This window comes from Anaerococcus jeddahensis (genome assembly GCF_001182725.1).
GTDB classification, from domain to species: domain Bacteria; phylum Bacillota; class Clostridia; order Tissierellales; family Peptoniphilaceae; genus Anaerococcus; species Anaerococcus jeddahensis.
The window spans coordinates 152,164-168,435 of record NZ_CWHU01000004.1 but is presented as its reverse complement, the minus strand read 5'-3'; the positions used below and the strand labels follow the sequence as shown (position 1 = coordinate 168,435).

Here is a 16,272-nt window from a genome sequence, read left to right as displayed (position 1 = left end):
TTTAGGGATAATTATTCCAAATCAAGGCATAATTATCTGCTCGAGATGGGTTGTAGCGTAATTTTATTTTAAAATAAGTAATGAATTATAAAATCTATTTTGTCAACAGTATGAGACTGCAAAAGCAGTCTTATTTTTTTGCCTTTTATATTTGTAATTTTTTTTATTATTTTCAAAACCGATTAGAAATTTTTAAAATAAAAATTTATTCTGTGAACTTAAAATTATTTTATTTTACCAATCTACATTAGTTTTAAGTTATGGTTTTCATCAAATTTTAAAATAGAAAAATAAAATGATAAATGATTGACAAGCATTGGGATATAAATTAAAATTAATATGTAATGACAGACAAAATAAAAAAATTTTTAAAATAAGGAGGACTCTATGAAAGGGTTTGCAATGTTAGGAATTGGTAAGACAGGTTGGATCGAAAAACCGGAACCAGAAATGGGACCACTAGATGCTCTTGTTAAACCAATAGCTTTGGCTCCATGTAGTTCAGATATTCACACAGTTTGGGAAGGCGCTATTGGAGATAGACACGATATGATTTTGGGCCACGAGGCTGCAGGAGAAATTGTAAAAGTTGGTGAATTGGTTAAGGATTTTAAACCTGGTGATAGGGTTTTGGTTCCAGCTATTACTCCAGATTGGTCATCTCTTGAAAGCCAAGCAGGATTTCCAATGCACTCAGGCGGAATGCTTGCTGGATGGAAATTTTCAAACTTTAAAGACGGTGTTTTTGGAGAAATTTTCCATGTAAATGATGCTGATGCTAACCTTGCTTTAATTCCTGAAGGAGTAGATCCAGTTTTAGCTCCAATGTTATCAGACATGGTTACAACAGGATTTCACGGAGTTGAACAAGCAGATGTTCAATTTGGTGACGAAGTATTGGTAATTGGAATTGGACCAGTTGGTTTGATGTCAGTTGCAGGAGCTAACTTAAGAGGAGCAAGTAGAATTTATGCAGTAGGAACTCGTCCAAATTGTGTAGAAGCTGCTAAATTTTATGGAGCAACAGATATAATTTCTTACAAAGACGGATCAATTTCTGAGCAAGTTTTAAAACTTACAAACGGGAAAGGAGTTGATAGAGTTATAATTGCTGGTGGAACAGTTGATACTTTTGAAGAAGCAATCAAGGCTATGAAACCAGGTGCAAAAATTGGTAACGTAAACTATCTTGACGGTGGAGATTACATTAAAATTCCTAGAGTTGAATGGGGAGTTGGAATGGGCCACAAAGTAATTAGTGGAGGCCTAACACCAGGTGGAAGACTTAGAATGGAAAAACTTGCTAAACTTGTTTCTTGTGGAAAATTAGATCTTTCAAAACTTGTTACCCATAAATTTAATGGATTTGAAAAAGTTGAAGAAGCTTTATACTTGATGAAAGATAAACCAAGAGATTTAATTAAACCAGTAGTAATAGTAGCAGAAGATTTAATGGAAGAATAGATGAAAATAATAATAGTATCAGGATTTTTGGGAAGTGGAAAAACAACCTTTATAGAAAAATTATCAAAAAAATTGGATGAGGCAGTAATTTTAGAAAATGATTATGCCAAGGCAAATGTAGACAAAGATTTATTGAAAAATACTGGAAAAGAAATTTTATCCTTGGAAGAAGGCTGCATTTGTTGTTCAAAACAAAAAGATTTTGCAACAACAGTTATGAGCATAGAAAATACAATAAATCCAGAATATTTGATAATTGAGCCAACAGGTTTGGGATATCTTTCTAAAATAATTGACAATATAAGTCCAATTGAATATGAAAAAATTAAAATTTTAAAACCAATAGCCATAGTTGACTACTATAGTATCGATAAGATTATGGGAGAATATAAAGAACTTTTCCTTGATCAAATCCAAAATTCATCCTATATACTATTATCAAAAACTGAAAATCTAAGTACAGAAAAAATCGAAAAAGAAGCAAAAAAACTTGAAGACTTAACAAAAGCTAAAGTTTTTACCACTCACTACAAGGATTTTGATAAAAAAGAATGGGACTCTCTTATTGGAGAATATGACAAGGAATCTCTAATAAGAGGGGACTATAAACATTTGCACCTTGATAATTTGGCATATGAAAATGTAGTTTTCAAAGATTTCAATGAACTTGGGACAAATTTTAATGCAGTTTGCCAAAATAGGTTTGGAAAACTAATAAGAGCCAAGGGTCTTGTAAATGTAGAAGATAAAAAAGTCAAGGTAGATGTGGTCGATAATAAATTTTCAGTAGAAAAATACGAAGGAGAATCTTTTACAAATTCTTTGATATTTATTGGAGAAAATCTAGAAGAAAAATCTTTTGATATACTTTTTAAAAAATAATTAAAAGAAGCGCAAAGGCTTCTCAAAGCATAGACAAAATATAGATTCCGCCCATTTAGTACTATAAAAGTGTAAGTAGAAAAAACTTTCTACCTACACTTTTTTTAATATAATGAAGGTAACAGACGCAGCCCATTTGGGATAATACACCCGTACTCGAAACAGTCTGCTACCTTCCATTATCAAGAATTCGATTAAGCAGGTTGGGTTAATACACCCGTGTAACGAGCTAAACTGAGTGGATAATTGTGTAGGTAGATAAAAATTTATTGGAGGTATTTATGATTTCAATAGGAATTGATGTATCAAAATCTAAAAGTACAGTTGCAGCCTTAGGATTTGGGAAAGAAGTCATCTTTAAACCATTTAATATTTATCATGTAAAAAATGATGTAAATAAATTAATTGCTAAAATTAAATCTTTAGATGAAGATGTAAAAATAGTTATGGAAGCAACAGAAATTTATCATATTCCTATCTTAATTAGTTTAGTAAATGAAGGATTTTTTGTAAGCGTAATAAATCCATTAAAAATGAAAAGATTTTGCCAAGCCTTAAGTTTTAGAAATGTAAAAACAGATAAAAAAGATGCTATACACATAGCTGAATATGGTTTAATGAACTGGAATGATCTAATACAATTCAAAGAAGATAAAGAAGAATATGTAAGATTAAAACAATTAAACAGATCCTATCAACATTACCAAAAACTAAGAATAAATCACTTAAACTATTTAGACAAAGAAATAGAAAAAAGACATCCAGGACTAAAAAAACTAATCCCCCATGCAAATGGTAATTATCAAAAAGATAAACTAATAGACTTTGTAGAAAGATGGACTAATAGTGAAAAGATATTAAAAAGAAGTCAAGAGCAATTTGTAAATGATTATGAAAAATGGGCAAAGAAAAAGGGATATCATCCAAACGCACAAAAAGCAATAACCATTTACCAAAATGCCTTAGAATCAATCCCAACAATCTCATCTAGTAACTCAAAAATAGATGCGAATGTCCTAGACTCGATTGAATTTCTAAGAGTAATAAACAAAACTCTTAATAATATTCTATCACAAATGAAAGAAATCGCCACAGAATTAGAAGAATACAAAATAGCAAAAGAATTTTCAGGCATAGGAGAAAAATTAGCCATACAAATAACAGCAGAGATAGGAGATATAAGAAAATACAAAAACAAGAAAAGTCTAATATCATTTGTAGGAATAGATTCACCACCATATCAATCAGGAAACTTTAGTGCAAAACAAAGAAAAATATCCAAAAGAGGAAATCCAATCCTAAGAAAAGTACTATACATGGCAATGTTATGTATGAAAAAAGCAAAAGATGAAAGCAATTCGGTATATAAATATATAATAAAAAAAGAAAGAGAAGGCAAGGCAAAAAAAGTATCAAACATAGCAGGAATAAACAAATTTTTAAGAATATATTATGCGAAAGTAATGGAGGAAAAAAACAAGGAAGAATTACTAAAAGCTGCATAAAAAAATAGAAAAAAAAAGCCCAAACAAGAGGGCTTATTTCCTATGGTCAAATTTAGTAATAAAATTATTTGATTTTTTTAAAAAAAGACTTGATTTTTCCTAGCAGGTTTCGAGCGAACGTAGTGAGTCGAGAAATCTCTTGAGATCTCTCGACTACGCTCGAGATGGTTTATAGCGTTATTTTATTATTAAATTATTAATGAATAACTAAGCTGATATTGTCTAAATATGGAGAAGCCGAAAGGCTTCTTTTTTTGTGAAAATTTTCAAAAACTAAAAAATCTATTATAATAATTTTAAGGAGTTATTATGGATATATTTATTGTTGAGGATGATAAAAAAATTTGTGAGGAGCTTTGTTTTCAGCTTGAGCTTTTGAGATATGCTTGTTTTGTGCCGGATGATTTTTCTAATATTTTGGATGAATTTCAAAAAAGGGAGTATAAGCTTGTTTTGATGGATTTGAAACTTCCTTTTGAAAATGGATTTTATTGGTGTGAGAAAATTAGAGAAATTTCAAATCTTCCTATAATTTTTCTAACAAGTGCAGCTGATGATATAAATTTAATTAATGCTATAAATTATGGGGCAGATGATTTTATTTCAAAGCCTTTTTCAATGCAGGTTTTAAATATGAAAATAAAGGCTCTTCTTAGGAGGTCTTATGATTTTTCTGGGAAAAATTTAGATCTTTCTTATAAAAATATTTCTTTAATTAAAGATAAGATGATTTTAAAAGTTGATGATAAAGAAATAAATCTTTCTAAAAATGAATTTTTGATTTTGGAAATTCTTATGGAAAATCCTCAAAAAATTGTTTCAAGAGAAGCTATTATGGATAAGCTTTGGGCGACTGATTCTTTTATTGATGATAATACTTTGACTGTAAATATCAACAGACTTAGGAAAAAATTAAAAAATCTTGGTTTAGATGATTTCATTCAAACAAAAAAGGGAGTGGGATATTTTATAAAATGAAAAATTTTAAATTATTTTTTAGCATTAATAGGGCTTATATTTTCTCCTTTTTTATTTTTCTTATCTCATCCTTAATATTTTCTTTAGCCTTTTCTTTAGATTTTAGGATTTTTTCCTATTGCTTATTAATTTTATTTTTTATATTTTTATTTATAGGAATTTTTAGATTTTTTAAGGCGAAAAAGTGTTTGGAAAAAAATTCTTTTTCTTTTTTTGAAAAAAATCTTTATGAAAGGTATTTGAAAGATATTTTTGAAAGTAAGGAAAAAGAAATAGAAAATCTTAGAATTTCTAGCAAACTAAGGCAAAATGATTTGGAAAATCTTTTGACTATTTGGACCCATCAAATAAAAACGCCCCTTTCAAGTATTTCTCTAATTAGTGAAAGGGAAGAAAATTATGATATAAAAAGAGAGCTTATTAGGATTGATGATTATATTGCATCGATTTTATCTTTTATAAAATTGGGTCAGGACAGTCTGGACTATTCTTTTAAATCTTTTTCTATTGAAAAGCTTATTAAAGATATTGTAAAAAGATATAGGATTTTTTTTATCCATAAAAACTTAAAATTAATTCTCGATATAGAAGATGAAAATATAGTTTCAGACCCAAAATGGCTTGGTCTTGTCCTTGAGCAGGTTTTGTTTAATTCTATAAAATACACAGACAAGGGATATATAAAAATTTCCTATCATGATTTTATTTTAAAAATTGAAGATTCTGGAATTGGTATTAAAAAAGAAGATTTGAAAAATATTAATAAATTTGGATTTAGTGGAGATAGTGATAAAAGAGATGCAAATTCAACTGGTATAGGACTTTTTTTGGTAAATGAAATATTAAAAAAACTTGGCTATGCTTATAAGATTGATTCTAAAGAAAAAGAGGGGACTATTTTTTCACTAAATCTTAAAAAATCTAATATTATAGAAAATTAATCGGCATTAGTCTATTTAGTATTTTGTTAAACTAAAAATTTTCCCATTTAGTACTATAAAAGTGTAAGTAGAAAAAACTTTCTACCTACACTTTTTTTAATATAATGAAGGTAACAGACGCAGCCCATTTGGGATAATACACCCGTACTCGAAACAGTCTGCTACCTTCCATTATCAAGAATTCGATTAAGCAGGTTGGGTTAATACACCCGTGTAACGAGCTAAACTGAGTGGATAATTGTGTAGGTAGATAAAAATTTATTGGAGGTATTTATGATTTCAATAGGAATTGATGTATCAAAATCTAAAAGTACAGTTGCAGCCTTAGGATTTGGGAAAGAAGTCATCTTTAAACCATTTAATATTTATCATGTAAAAAATGATGTAAATAAATTAATTGCTAAAATTAAATCTTTAGATGAAGATGTAAAAATAGTTATGGAAGCAACAGAAATTTATCATATTCCTATCTTAATTAGTTTAGTAAATGAAGGATTTTTTGTAAGCGTAATAAATCCATTAAAAATGAAAAGATTTTGCCAAGCCTTAAGTTTTAGAAATGTAAAAACAGATAAAAAAGATGCTATACACATAGCTGAATATGGTTTAATGAACTGGAATGATCTAATACAATTCAAAGAAGATAAAGAAGAATATGTAAGATTAAAACAATTAAACAGATCCTATCAACATTACCAAAAACTAAGAATAAATCACTTAAACTATTTAGACAAAGAAATAGAAAAAAGACATCCAGGACTAAAAAAACTAATCCCCCATGCAAATGGTAATTATCAAAAAGATAAACTAATAGACTTTGTAGAAAGATGGACTAATAGTGAAAAGATATTAAAAAGAAGTCAAGAGCAATTTGTAAATGATTATGAAAAATGGGCAAAGAAAAAGGGATATCATCCAAACGCACAAAAAGCAATAACCATTTACCAAAATGCCTTAGAATCAATCCCAACAATCTCATCTAGTAACTCAAAAATAGATGCGAATGTCCTAGACTCGATTGAATTTCTAAGAGTAATAAACAAAACTCTTAATAATATTCTATCACAAATGAAAGAAATCGCCACAGAATTAGAAGAATACAAAATAGCAAAAGAATTTTCAGGCATAGGAGAAAAATTAGCCATACAAATAACAGCAGANAATAGGAGATATAAGAAAATACAAAAACAAGAAAAGTCTAATATCATTTGTAGGAATAGATTCACCACCATATCAATCAGGAAACTTTAGTGCAAAACAAAGAAAAATATCCAAAAGAGGAAATCCAATCCTAAGAAAAGTACTATACATGGCAATGTTATGTATGAAAAAAGCAAAAGATGAAAGCAATTCGGTATATAAATATATAATAAAAAAAGAAAGAGAAGGCAAGGCAAAAAAAGTATCAAACATAGCAGGAATAAACAAATTTTTAAGAATATATTATGCGAAAGTAATGGAGGAAAAAAACAAGGAAGAATTACTAAAAGCTGCATAAAAAAATAGAAAAAAAAAGCCCAAACAAGAGGGCTTATTTCCTATGGTCAAATTTAGTAATAAAATTATTTGATTTTTTTAAAAAAAGACTTGATTTTTCCTAGCAGGTTTCGAGCGAACGTAGTGAGTCGAGAAATCTCATGGGATCTCTCGACTACTAAAACCAGTTTTCTTCGAAAACTTTTCCGTGCTTTCACACTAATTTTTAGGGATAATTATGCCAAATCAAGGCATAATTATCTGCTCGAGATGGGTTCTAGCATAATTTTATTTTTAAAATTTTAATAAATAATTAAACTAACTTTGTCTACGATTTGAATCGGCATTTGCCGATTTTTTTTAATCTTACAAAATGTAAGTTTAGGAGAAAAATTGTAAGTTTAGATTAGGGATTTTTTATTTTATTTTTTGTAATATAGACTTAGGAGGATTATATGAATATATTAGAAGTTAAAAATTTAAGAAAAGTTTATAATAGTGAAAATAAAAATACAGAGGTTGTTGCCTTAAAAGATATTAATTTTGAGGTTGAAGAAGGAGAATTTGTTGCCATAATGGGTGAGAGTGGGTCTGGGAAATCTACACTTTTAAACTTAATTGCAACTTTGGATAAACAAACTTCTGGAGATGTGATTTTATCTGGTGAAAATACAAAAAATAAAAGTGACAAGGAGAGGGCGAAATTTAGGAGGGAAAAATTGGGCTTTGTCTACCAAGATTTTTCGCTTTTATCTTCTTTAAACAACAGGGACAATATATTTTTGCCTTTGGTTTTGGCAAATGAAAAATACAAAATTATGGAAGAAAAATTAGCTCCTATTGCAAAGGCATTAAAAATTTCTAATCTTTTGGATAAATTTCCTTACCAAATTTCTGGAGGACAAAAACAAAGAGTTGCTGTTGCAAGATCTCTTATTACAAATCCAAAAATATTACTGGCAGATGAGCCAACAGGAGCCTTGGATTCAAATTCTTCAATGGAGCTTTTAAATATTTTTGAAAAAATAAACAAAAATGGTCAAACAATTCTTATGGTAACTCATTCAACCATGGCTGCTGCAAGGGCCTCTAGGGTTTTATTTATAAAAGATGGGAAAATTTTCTATGACCTTTATAAGGGAGATAGGACCAATGACCAAATGTATGAAAAATTGGTCAAATCTCAAATGATGATTTTATCTGGAGGTGAGGGATTTGAACAAGCTTAATTTTAAAATGGCTACAAGGGGAATAAAAAATAATAAATTTTTGTATTTTCCTTACATTTTGGCATCAAGTTTTATGCTTTTCATTTTTAATCTTTTAATAGATTTAAAAAGTGAAAAATTTATCTTGGAAACTAGGGGAAGCGAAATTATAAAAACTCTTTTGGAAATGGGTTCATGGATTGTGGCAATTTTTTCTCTAATTTTTCTTGTCTACATGGCAAAAACCATTGTCAAAAATCGCTATAAAGAATTGGGACTTTTGTATGGACTTGGCATGGACAAAAAATCTTTGAGAAAAATTTTGATTATAGAAAATTTAATTCTAGGAATTTTAATTTTGATAATTGGAACATTTTTTACAATTCTTTTGGGACCTCTTTTTATAAATTTAGTGGCAAGAATTTTAAAAATTCAAACTCAAATCAAACTTTCTGTAAATTTTTCTAAGTTAATTTTAGGACTTATTATTTTTGCTATAATTTTTATTTTAATAACTTTGATAAGTTTAAATTCAATTAGAAAAACAAATCCAATAGAGCTTTCAAAACTTTCCCAAAAAGGAGAAAGTGAACCAAAAGCGAATGTAATTTCTATGATTTTAGCCATAATTTTAATTGGATATGGGTATTACACAGCCCTTTCAATTGATGGGGGAATATTTCAAGCTCTTCCAAAATTTTTGCCAGCAAGTATTGCTGTAATAATCGGAACATATTTTTTCTTCAGGTCTCTTGTGATTTGGATTTTAAAACTTTTAAGAAAAAATAAAAAAATCTATTACAAATCTACAAATATGACCTTTATAGGAGAGCTTATCAAAAGAAGCAAGGAATCTGCCATGGCCCTTTCATCAATTACCATTATTTCATCACTTTTTCTAATAAGTTTCGTGGTTATGAGTGCTATGTTTGTTGGAAAAAATGATTTATTAGATAGGATTGCTCCAAATGATTTTTTGATACAATACGAAAAAAATGATAAGGAAAGTGAAAAATATACAAAAAATTTCCTTGAAAAAAATATAGGAAAAGAAAAAATAAAAAATCTTGGAGAATTTAAAAGAAAAGGTCTTGTAGTTAGCGAAAAATCAGCCGGAAAATTTTCTATCCTAAAAGATGATGATTTAAGAAAAACAATAATGGATGAAAAAACTAAAATTATTTCCCTAACAGATATAAAATCTTTTAATTTGGCAAATAAGACAAATATTTCTCTTAAAAAAGATGAGGCTATAGTTTTTGATTCAAAAGCAAAAAAATACGATAAAATTTATATAGAAAATCAAAATTTGAAAGTAAAAGAAAATGTTAAAAATACCTCCTATGTCTTGATGGATCCTACAACAAGTCTTTTTCATAATATTGTCCTAGTTGTAGATGATTTGGATGAATTTTCAAAAAAAATATCTGATGGCAAAAATATTAAGACTTTCCCTAGTGTGTCAGGAATATATTTTGACTTAAAAGATAAAAGTCAAAAAAATATTGACTACATGGACAAAAATTTGAATGAAAATATATCTGATAAAGATAAAATTTTAATAAAAAATTCCATAGAAAATAGGATGGAATTTAACAAAATTCACACAGGAGCCTACATTGTAGTTGTTATTTTATCCATAGTATTTTTAATCTCAACCATAATTGTAATTTATTACAAACAAGCCGCAGAAGGCCTTGAAGATGGAAGAAATATAAAGATTTTACAAAAAGTGGGAATGAGCAAAAAAGAAATAAAAAAATCAGTCAAAAAACAAAACTATTTCACGTTTTTTGGACCCCTAATAATTTCAATAATCCATATTCTAATCGCATCAAAACTTGCCTTTGGCATGATTCAAATGTTTGCCATGCTTGATCTTAGAAAATTTATAGAAATAGAGGCGATTTGTATAATAATTTTCTCATTAATCTATATAATGATATTTAGAATAACCCTACCAATATATTTTGAAATGGGAAAATTAAATAAGGAGTAAAAATGAAAAAAATATTTAAAACTCTACTATATATAATAATTTCAATTTCAGTATTAGGATTTTTGTTTATATTTTTGTGGACAAAAATTCCGGAATTTAAAGCCAAAAAAGAAATCTCAGATTTAGGAAAATATGCTCAAAAAATAGAAGATATAAAAATTGACGACCAAGTAGAAATTATTGGTCTTGGCGAGGCTACACATGGAAACAAAGAATTTCAAGAATTAAAATTAGACTTATTAAAAAAATTAGTAAAAGATGCAAATGTTAGAGCCTTTGCCTTGGAATGTGATTTTTCAGAAGGGATGGAGATAGATTCTTATGTAAAATCAGGAAAATTTCAAAAAAATCCATCAAAAATTTTCTCCTTTCCAATTTACCATACAAATGAGATGAATGATTTAATAAATTGGATAAAAAAATATAACCAAAATCACGACGAAAAAATTTCCTTTTACGGTTTTGATATGCAAAATCCAGAAAAATCCATAAAACTTTTAAAAGATTTTGTAAAAAAAGAAAATATTGATTTTGACATAAAAAGTCTGGAAATTTTAGAAGAAGACAAAATTTCAATAAAAGATCCAAAGATGAAAATATTGGAAGAAAATTTAAAAAAATTAAATGAAAAACTTGAAAAAAATACCAAGGAAAAAAGACTTATAGAAAATATTCTATCAAGTTTTCCATATTATAAAATGGTTGATGATTATGTAAAATCAAGTGAATATAGAGATAAAAAAATGGCAGAAAATGTTTCTTGGATAAAAGATTATGAAAAAAATTCAAGAATAATGATAGCAGGCCACAATGGTCATATTGGAAAAAAAGAAGCACTTTATAAAAATATGGGAGAAAATTTACTGGAAAAATATAAAAAATCATATTTTCCAATAGGAACAGATTTTTATAAAACAAAGGTAAATATAAAAACTATGCAAAAAAATCAAAGGACAATACAAAAATTTATATCAGCAGATCCTTTTGCATACGCGGCAAAAAATTATAAGAATGCCTATTATTTAGATTTTTCAAAAGTAGAAGATGGAGATAGCAAAAATCTCTTAGATTCAAAAATAAAAATGGGTTCATTAGGCGAAGGCTACACCCCAATAATGAAATTTGTCCCATACTCATACAGAATAGAAAAATCTCCAAAAGAAATTTTTGATTCAATGATTTTTGTATATCAAGCAAGTCCGATTGAAATTATAGAAAATTAAATTTAATATAAAAATTGCCTAGAAATAAATTTTTCTATGCGATTTTTTGTTTTATCTTATGAATTTTTTTTAATTACATCCTTTATAGAATAAACAGTAAAGCCATTTTTGCCAACTACGGTCTTTGCGTGATACAAAGAGGACAAAACTGATTCACATACGCTATCTCCAACTGCTGTAAATAGAAGGTCAATTGCATCATCACTTATTGATTTTAAATTTAAAATTTTATTTGAGTCGTGTTTAATTATATTTGCAGTTGAGAAGGCTATTACAATTTCACCACTGCCATTTGAAATATAGGAACCATTTCTGCAAAGGCCTGCAACAGCTCTTTTGGCAAGTCTTTTAAGTTGTCTTGAGCTTAAAGGAGCGTCAGTTGCAAGTATGGTAATTACAGACCCCTTGTCTTTTTCGTTTAAAACCTTGTGAGGATATTTATCGGAAAAATATTTGCCATCAATTACTAATTCATTAAATCTTCCGTGGTTAGTCATCACCAAAGATCCAAGTGTATATTCTTTTCCATCAAGTTCAAAAACTCTAGATGAAGAACCAATTCCGCCTTTTAATTCATAACATTTCATTCCTCTTCCAGCCCCAACTGCTCCTTCTTCAAAGATTGAATTGGCATTTTTTATTGCATCAAAAATATCCTCTTCTTTTACATTTAAGGCTCTTATATCATTTAATCTCATGTCATTACATTCCAAAACTAGGGGATTTACAGTTCCTGTGCTTTCTCCAATTTCGGGATTATTTTTTAGCATATATTTTACAAGCCCTGTAAGAGCAGTTCCAACACTTAGAGTATTAGTTAAAATTATTGGAGTTTCTAAAGTTCCAAGCTCATCAACTTGAACCAAGCCAACGCTTTTTCCAAAACCATTTATTACATGAGAGGCACAAAGAAATTTTTCCTTAAAAATATTATTTTCCGTGGGAATAATAGCTGTAACACCGGTTTGAATATTTCCATTTGCTAAAGTTTTATGGCCGATTTTTACACCTTTGACATCTGTAATTAAATTTAATTTTCCTTTTTTAAGACGCCCAATTTTTTTGTCAATTCCCATTATTTTTCTCCTTTTTAGATTTTAATATTACTGCAATCATATTACTTATTATATTTACAAAGGATAGAGGGCTTACCCAAGAATTGTTAAATATATCGCTGTGAGTTTCACAAATTATTTTATTGTTTGTATATTTTGAAGCTGGACTATTTTTTGAATCTGTAATAAGCAAAAAATCATCAGATTTTTTTGATAAGCCTTCCCCAATTTCTTCACTTCCACAAAAATATTTAGGAAAACTAAAAAATATTGGATAATCATTTTTATCTATTGACTTAATAATATAATCAGTATGGATAAGGTCATTAAGATTTACCAAAATTGAAGATAAATTTAAAGATCTCAACCTTTCATTTAAAAATTTTCCCATATTGTAGGACCAATCGTGGCCAAAAATAATTATATACCTACTTGCTATCATTTTTTTTGAAATAGCAATAATCTCGTCAACTTTTATTGAATTGTACAAATTATTTAAGTAACTTGCTTCCGATTCTAATATATTTTTATAAAATTCCTCTTCCAAAATTGAATTATTATAATCTTTGGTTTTGTAAGATATCTTTTTGGAATTTTCTTCTATGTATTTAATAAAAGTATTTTTAAAATCAGTAAAGCCATCAAAGCCAATTTTTTTGCAAAAATTTAAAAAAGTTACCTCAGTGCAACCACATTCCTCGCAAATTGTAGCTAGACTTAGAAAGCAAATTCTAATATGGTTGTCGGTTATATATTTGGCAAGAGATTTTTGTTTTTGTGTATAATTGTCATCATCTTTAATTTTATTTAACAAATTCAATAGTTCCAAAATCACACCTCCCTAAACTAAGTTCATTATAGCACAAAAAAATTATAGTAAAAACTTTAAAAAATCAAAAAAAATCAAAAAAATTTAGATAAATAAAACAAATACTAGATTTATTTTTTTAAAAGTGCTATATTTTAATTATAATGGTAAGCTTATCATTAAATAAAAATTAGGAGGCGAATTATGGAAGATTTAGTTTTAATGAAAAAAAGACCGACTTTTGGATACTCCTTACTTTTGTTAGTATCTTTGGCGGCAATGCTAATTGTTGGATTAACAATTTTGAAAGCGCCACTTGCTGTAGTGATGTTTTTAGCGTGGTTAGTTGTAAATTTATTTGCAATTAAATTAGGTTATACATACAATGAGCTAGAAAAAATAGGAATAAAACAAGTTGGAAAATCTTTGCAATCAGTTGTAATAATGCTTGCTGTTGGAGTTTTGATTTCATCATGGATAGCATCTGGAACTGTACCAACAATTATTTATTATGGACTTAAAATTATTAATCCAAAATATTATTTAGCAACAACTTTGATTATTTGTGCTATAGTATCAATGTTTACAGGAACTTCATGGGGAACAATTGGTACGGTTGGAGTAGCTCTTTTAGGAATTGGAATTAGTATGGGAATAAATCCTGGAATGGTTGCAGGAGCATTAATTTCTGGATCATGGTTTGGTGATAAACTTTCACCTTTGTCAGATACAACAAATTTTCAATCTGGAGTAATGGGCGTTCCATTAATGACCCACGTTAAGCACATGTTGTATACAACAGTTCCTGCATTTATAATTTCTTTGATTTTATTTTTGATTTTGGGTAGCGGCCAAACTGCTGATGCAGATATTCATGCGATTGAAGTTGTTGGTGAAAGTTTAAAAAATTTTTACACAATAAGTCCAATAACCCTAATTCCCTTAATTGTAGTTGTAATTTTATTGGTAAAACAACGTCCAGCATCTCAATCAATTCTTATTGGTGGAGTTTTAGGAATGATTTTAGCTATTTTTTATCAAAAATTTGACGCAACTTTAGTTTTAAATTCTGCCCTTAAAGGTTTTGAATATGATTTTAAAGATGAATTTTTAAATACCCTATTAAACCGTGGTGGAATGGATAGCATGACAAGAACTATACAAGCTCTTATTTTCACAACGGCTTTAGGTGGAATGATTAGAGAGATGGACATATTAAATGTAATAATTGAACCAATAGGTAAGAAATTAAAATCAACTTTCTCATTGATTTTTTCAGCCATGTTCGTAGACTACTTATCAATTGCTTTGACAGGTTCTCACATGTTTGGAGCAATTATGGTTGAATCAACTATGCTTGATTTATTTAAAAAGAACAAATTAAAACCAGAAAATGCTTCACGTATTAGTGAGGATTGTGGAACTTTGGGAGTAACCTTAATTCCTTATGGAGTAACAGCAATGTTTATTGTTGATACCTTGGGAATTGATTTTGCAACTTTTATACCTTTTGTATTTTTCTGCTACATTAGTCCGCTTTTCAACTTAGTTTGTGCAGTAACCGGAATAGGAATAGCAAGATATACTGATGAAGAATTGGAAGAATTAGAAAGATTAGAAGAATTAGAAAGATTAGAAGAATTGGAAAAATTAGAAATGAAAGAAGAATAATTATGGAAGATAAAATGGATTTATTATTAAAAATTTATAGGGGCAAACTCGAAGATTTATATACATTTGGATCATTAGTAGTTGTAGACAAAGATGGAAAAATTGTTTTTTCTAAAGGAAATCCTGGTGAAATATCTTTTCCTCGTTCAAGTGCTAAACTTATGCAAGCTATGGTTCCTCTTTCACTTGGAGCTGTTGAAAAATTTAATCTTAGTCCAAAAGAAGTTGCACAAATTTGCGCATCACATTCAGGGGAAGATTTTCATATAAAAACAGTATCAGGAATACTCAAAAAAATTGGCCTTGACGAATCTTATCTAAAATGTGGTCCTCATTATCCATTTAAAAAAGATGTTACAGAAAATATGATTAAAAATAATGAGAAGCCAAGAGATATTCACAATAATTGTAGTGGAAAACATTCAGGCATGTTAATGTCAGCAATAATTTTAAATGAAAGTTTGGATGATTATTACAAAATTGACCATCCTGTGCAAAAATTAATTACCGAAATGATTTCAAATCTTTGTGAATTTGATATTACTAGAGATTATATTTCTGTAGATGGTTGTGGAGTTCCAGTTCACGCTCTTCCATTATATAATTTTGCACATGGGATGGCTAAGTTATCAGACTATGAAAATTTACCAGAAAATCTTTCAAAACACGCTAAAGAAATAATTGAAGATATCAGCGAAAATTCAGTTTATACTTCTGGCTCAGATAGGATTGACCATTTGTTAATAGAAAAACATAAGGGAGAGTTAATTGTAAAATCTGGAGCAAATGGATATTTTGGTGGTTTGTTGCCTGATAAAAAATATGGATTTGCCATAAAAACCTATGATGGAAATTCTGAAACAAGAAATGTTATATTGATTCATTTGCTCAAAAAATTGGGAGTAATAAAAAAGGATGAATATGATTACTATGACAAAATAGCTGATAAAACTATTAGAAATCATAGGGGAGAAAAAGTTGGAGAAATTGTTCCTCAATTTTAAAAATAAAAAACTGATCTTAAATTGATTTTTTTCAATTTATAGATCAGTTTTTTTATTT

At 28.4% G+C, this 16,272-nt stretch carries 14 protein-coding genes and 1 pseudogene; 13 read left to right on the top strand and 2 right to left on the bottom strand.

Features of this window, described 5'->3' with window-relative positions; translation table 11 throughout:
- Positions 1–387 precede the first annotated feature (387 nt).
- From BN2087_RS01990 to BN2087_RS01945, 11 genes and pseudogenes are all read left to right on the top strand, one after another.
- The gene (locus BN2087_RS01990) at positions 388–1,464 is read left to right on the top strand and encodes an NAD(P)-dependent alcohol dehydrogenase (RefSeq protein WP_049690228.1); all 1,077 of its coding nucleotides are present in this window, start codon (positions 388–390) and stop codon (positions 1,462–1,464) included.
- Positions 1,465–2,346, top strand: coding sequence for a GTP-binding protein (locus BN2087_RS01985; protein WP_049690227.1), 882 nt, complete (start codon positions 1,465–1,467; stop codon positions 2,344–2,346).
- Between the two features lie 281 nt (positions 2,347–2,627).
- Positions 2,628–3,851: an IS110 family RNA-guided transposase gene (locus BN2087_RS01980; RefSeq protein ID WP_049690226.1), complete on the top strand. Its 1,224-nt coding sequence runs from the start codon at positions 2,628–2,630 to the stop codon at positions 3,849–3,851.
- A gap of 309 nt (positions 3,852–4,160) precedes the next feature.
- The gene (locus tag BN2087_RS01975) at positions 4,161–4,829 is read left to right on the top strand and encodes a response regulator transcription factor (RefSeq protein ID WP_049690225.1); all 669 of its coding nucleotides are present in this window, start codon (positions 4,161–4,163) and stop codon (positions 4,827–4,829) included.
- A gap of 188 nt (positions 4,830–5,017) precedes the next feature.
- Complete coding sequence (locus tag BN2087_RS01970) at positions 5,018–5,770, top strand: sensor histidine kinase (RefSeq protein ID WP_245190769.1); 753 nt, start codon at positions 5,018–5,020, stop codon at positions 5,768–5,770.
- 273 nt (positions 5,771–6,043) lie between these two features.
- Positions 6,044–7,021 carry an IS110 family transposase gene (locus BN2087_RS01965; RefSeq protein ID WP_245190768.1) on the top strand — a complete coding sequence of 326 codons (978 nt, stop codon included), beginning with the start codon at positions 6,044–6,046 and terminating at the stop codon, positions 7,019–7,021.
- Positions 6,987–7,070, top strand: a pseudogene (locus BN2087_RS09345) (hypothetical protein); the annotation flags it as partial. The gene BN2087_RS01965 and the pseudogene BN2087_RS09345, both read left to right, overlap by 35 nt.
- A 24-nt stretch (positions 7,071–7,094) precedes the next feature.
- A complete protein-coding gene (locus tag BN2087_RS09340) occupies positions 7,095–7,268 on the top strand; it encodes a hypothetical protein (protein WP_245190767.1) in 174 nt (57 codons plus the stop codon).
- A gap of 433 nt (positions 7,269–7,701) precedes the next feature.
- On the top strand, positions 7,702–8,475 hold the full coding sequence (locus tag BN2087_RS01955; protein ID WP_049690223.1) for an ABC transporter ATP-binding protein: 774 nt from the start codon (positions 7,702–7,704) through the stop codon (positions 8,473–8,475).
- Complete coding sequence (locus BN2087_RS01950; RefSeq protein ID WP_049690222.1) at positions 8,462–10,453, top strand: FtsX-like permease family protein; 1,992 nt, start codon at positions 8,462–8,464, stop codon at positions 10,451–10,453. Before BN2087_RS01955 ends, BN2087_RS01950 begins: the two co-directional genes overlap by 14 nt.
- A gap of 2 nt (positions 10,454–10,455) precedes the next feature.
- On the top strand, positions 10,456–11,676 hold the full coding sequence (locus BN2087_RS01945) for an erythromycin esterase family protein (RefSeq protein ID WP_049690221.1): 1,221 nt from the start codon (positions 10,456–10,458) through the stop codon (positions 11,674–11,676).
- Between the two features lie 56 nt (positions 11,677–11,732).
- Here the strand turns inward: BN2087_RS01945 and BN2087_RS01940 are convergent, their stop codons facing one another.
- Together BN2087_RS01940 and BN2087_RS01935 are read right to left on the bottom strand one after the other, a co-directional pair.
- Positions 11,733–12,752, bottom strand: a complete 1,020-nt coding sequence (locus BN2087_RS01940; RefSeq protein ID WP_049690220.1) for a DmpA family aminopeptidase — start codon at positions 12,750–12,752, stop codon at positions 11,733–11,735.
- Positions 12,742–13,560 carry a MurR/RpiR family transcriptional regulator gene (locus tag BN2087_RS01935; protein WP_049690219.1) on the bottom strand — a complete coding sequence of 273 codons (819 nt, stop codon included), beginning with the start codon at positions 13,558–13,560 and terminating at the stop codon, positions 12,742–12,744. The genes BN2087_RS01940 and BN2087_RS01935 overlap by 11 nt, the downstream gene beginning before the upstream one ends.
- A 183-nt stretch (positions 13,561–13,743) precedes the next feature.
- Between BN2087_RS01935 and nhaC the strand changes: the two genes are divergently transcribed.
- Positions 13,744–15,210, top strand: coding sequence for a Na+/H+ antiporter NhaC (gene nhaC, locus BN2087_RS01930; protein WP_049690218.1), 1,467 nt, complete (start codon positions 13,744–13,746; stop codon positions 15,208–15,210).
- A 2-nt stretch (positions 15,211–15,212) separates the two neighbouring features.
- Positions 15,213–16,214 carry an asparaginase gene (locus tag BN2087_RS01925; protein WP_245190766.1) on the top strand — a complete coding sequence of 334 codons (1,002 nt, stop codon included), beginning with the start codon at positions 15,213–15,215 and terminating at the stop codon, positions 16,212–16,214.
- The last annotated feature ends 58 nt before the right edge of the window (positions 16,215–16,272 follow it).

What these genes read in the sequence shown, in the direction of transcription:
- BN2087_RS01990 (WP_049690228.1), top strand. Translation starts at nt 388, where the DNA reads ATGAAAGGGTTTGCAATGTTAGGAATTGGTAAGACAGGTTGGATCGAA.
- BN2087_RS01985 (WP_049690227.1), top strand. Translation starts at nt 1,465, where the DNA reads ATGAAAATAATAATAGTATCAGGATTTTTGGGAAGTGGAAAAACAACC.
- BN2087_RS01980 (WP_049690226.1), top strand. Translation starts at nt 2,628, where the DNA reads ATGATTTCAATAGGAATTGATGTATCAAAATCTAAAAGTACAGTTGCA.
- BN2087_RS01975 (WP_049690225.1), top strand. Translation starts at nt 4,161, where the DNA reads ATGGATATATTTATTGTTGAGGATGATAAAAAAATTTGTGAGGAGCTT.
- BN2087_RS09340 (WP_245190767.1), top strand. Translation starts at nt 7,095, where the DNA reads ATGAAAAAAGCAAAAGATGAAAGCAATTCGGTATATAAATATATAATA.
- BN2087_RS01955 (WP_049690223.1), top strand. Translation starts at nt 7,702, where the DNA reads ATGAATATATTAGAAGTTAAAAATTTAAGAAAAGTTTATAATAGTGAA.
- BN2087_RS01945 (WP_049690221.1), top strand. Translation starts at nt 10,456, where the DNA reads ATGAAAAAAATATTTAAAACTCTACTATATATAATAATTTCAATTTCA.
- BN2087_RS01940 (WP_049690220.1), bottom strand. Translation starts at nt 12,752, where the DNA reads ATGGGAATTGACAAAAAAATTGGGCGTCTTAAAAAAGGAAAATTAAAT.
- nhaC (WP_049690218.1), top strand. Translation starts at nt 13,744, where the DNA reads ATGGAAGATTTAGTTTTAATGAAAAAAAGACCGACTTTTGGATACTCC.
- BN2087_RS01925 (WP_245190766.1), top strand. Translation starts at nt 15,213, where the DNA reads ATGGAAGATAAAATGGATTTATTATTAAAAATTTATAGGGGCAAACTC.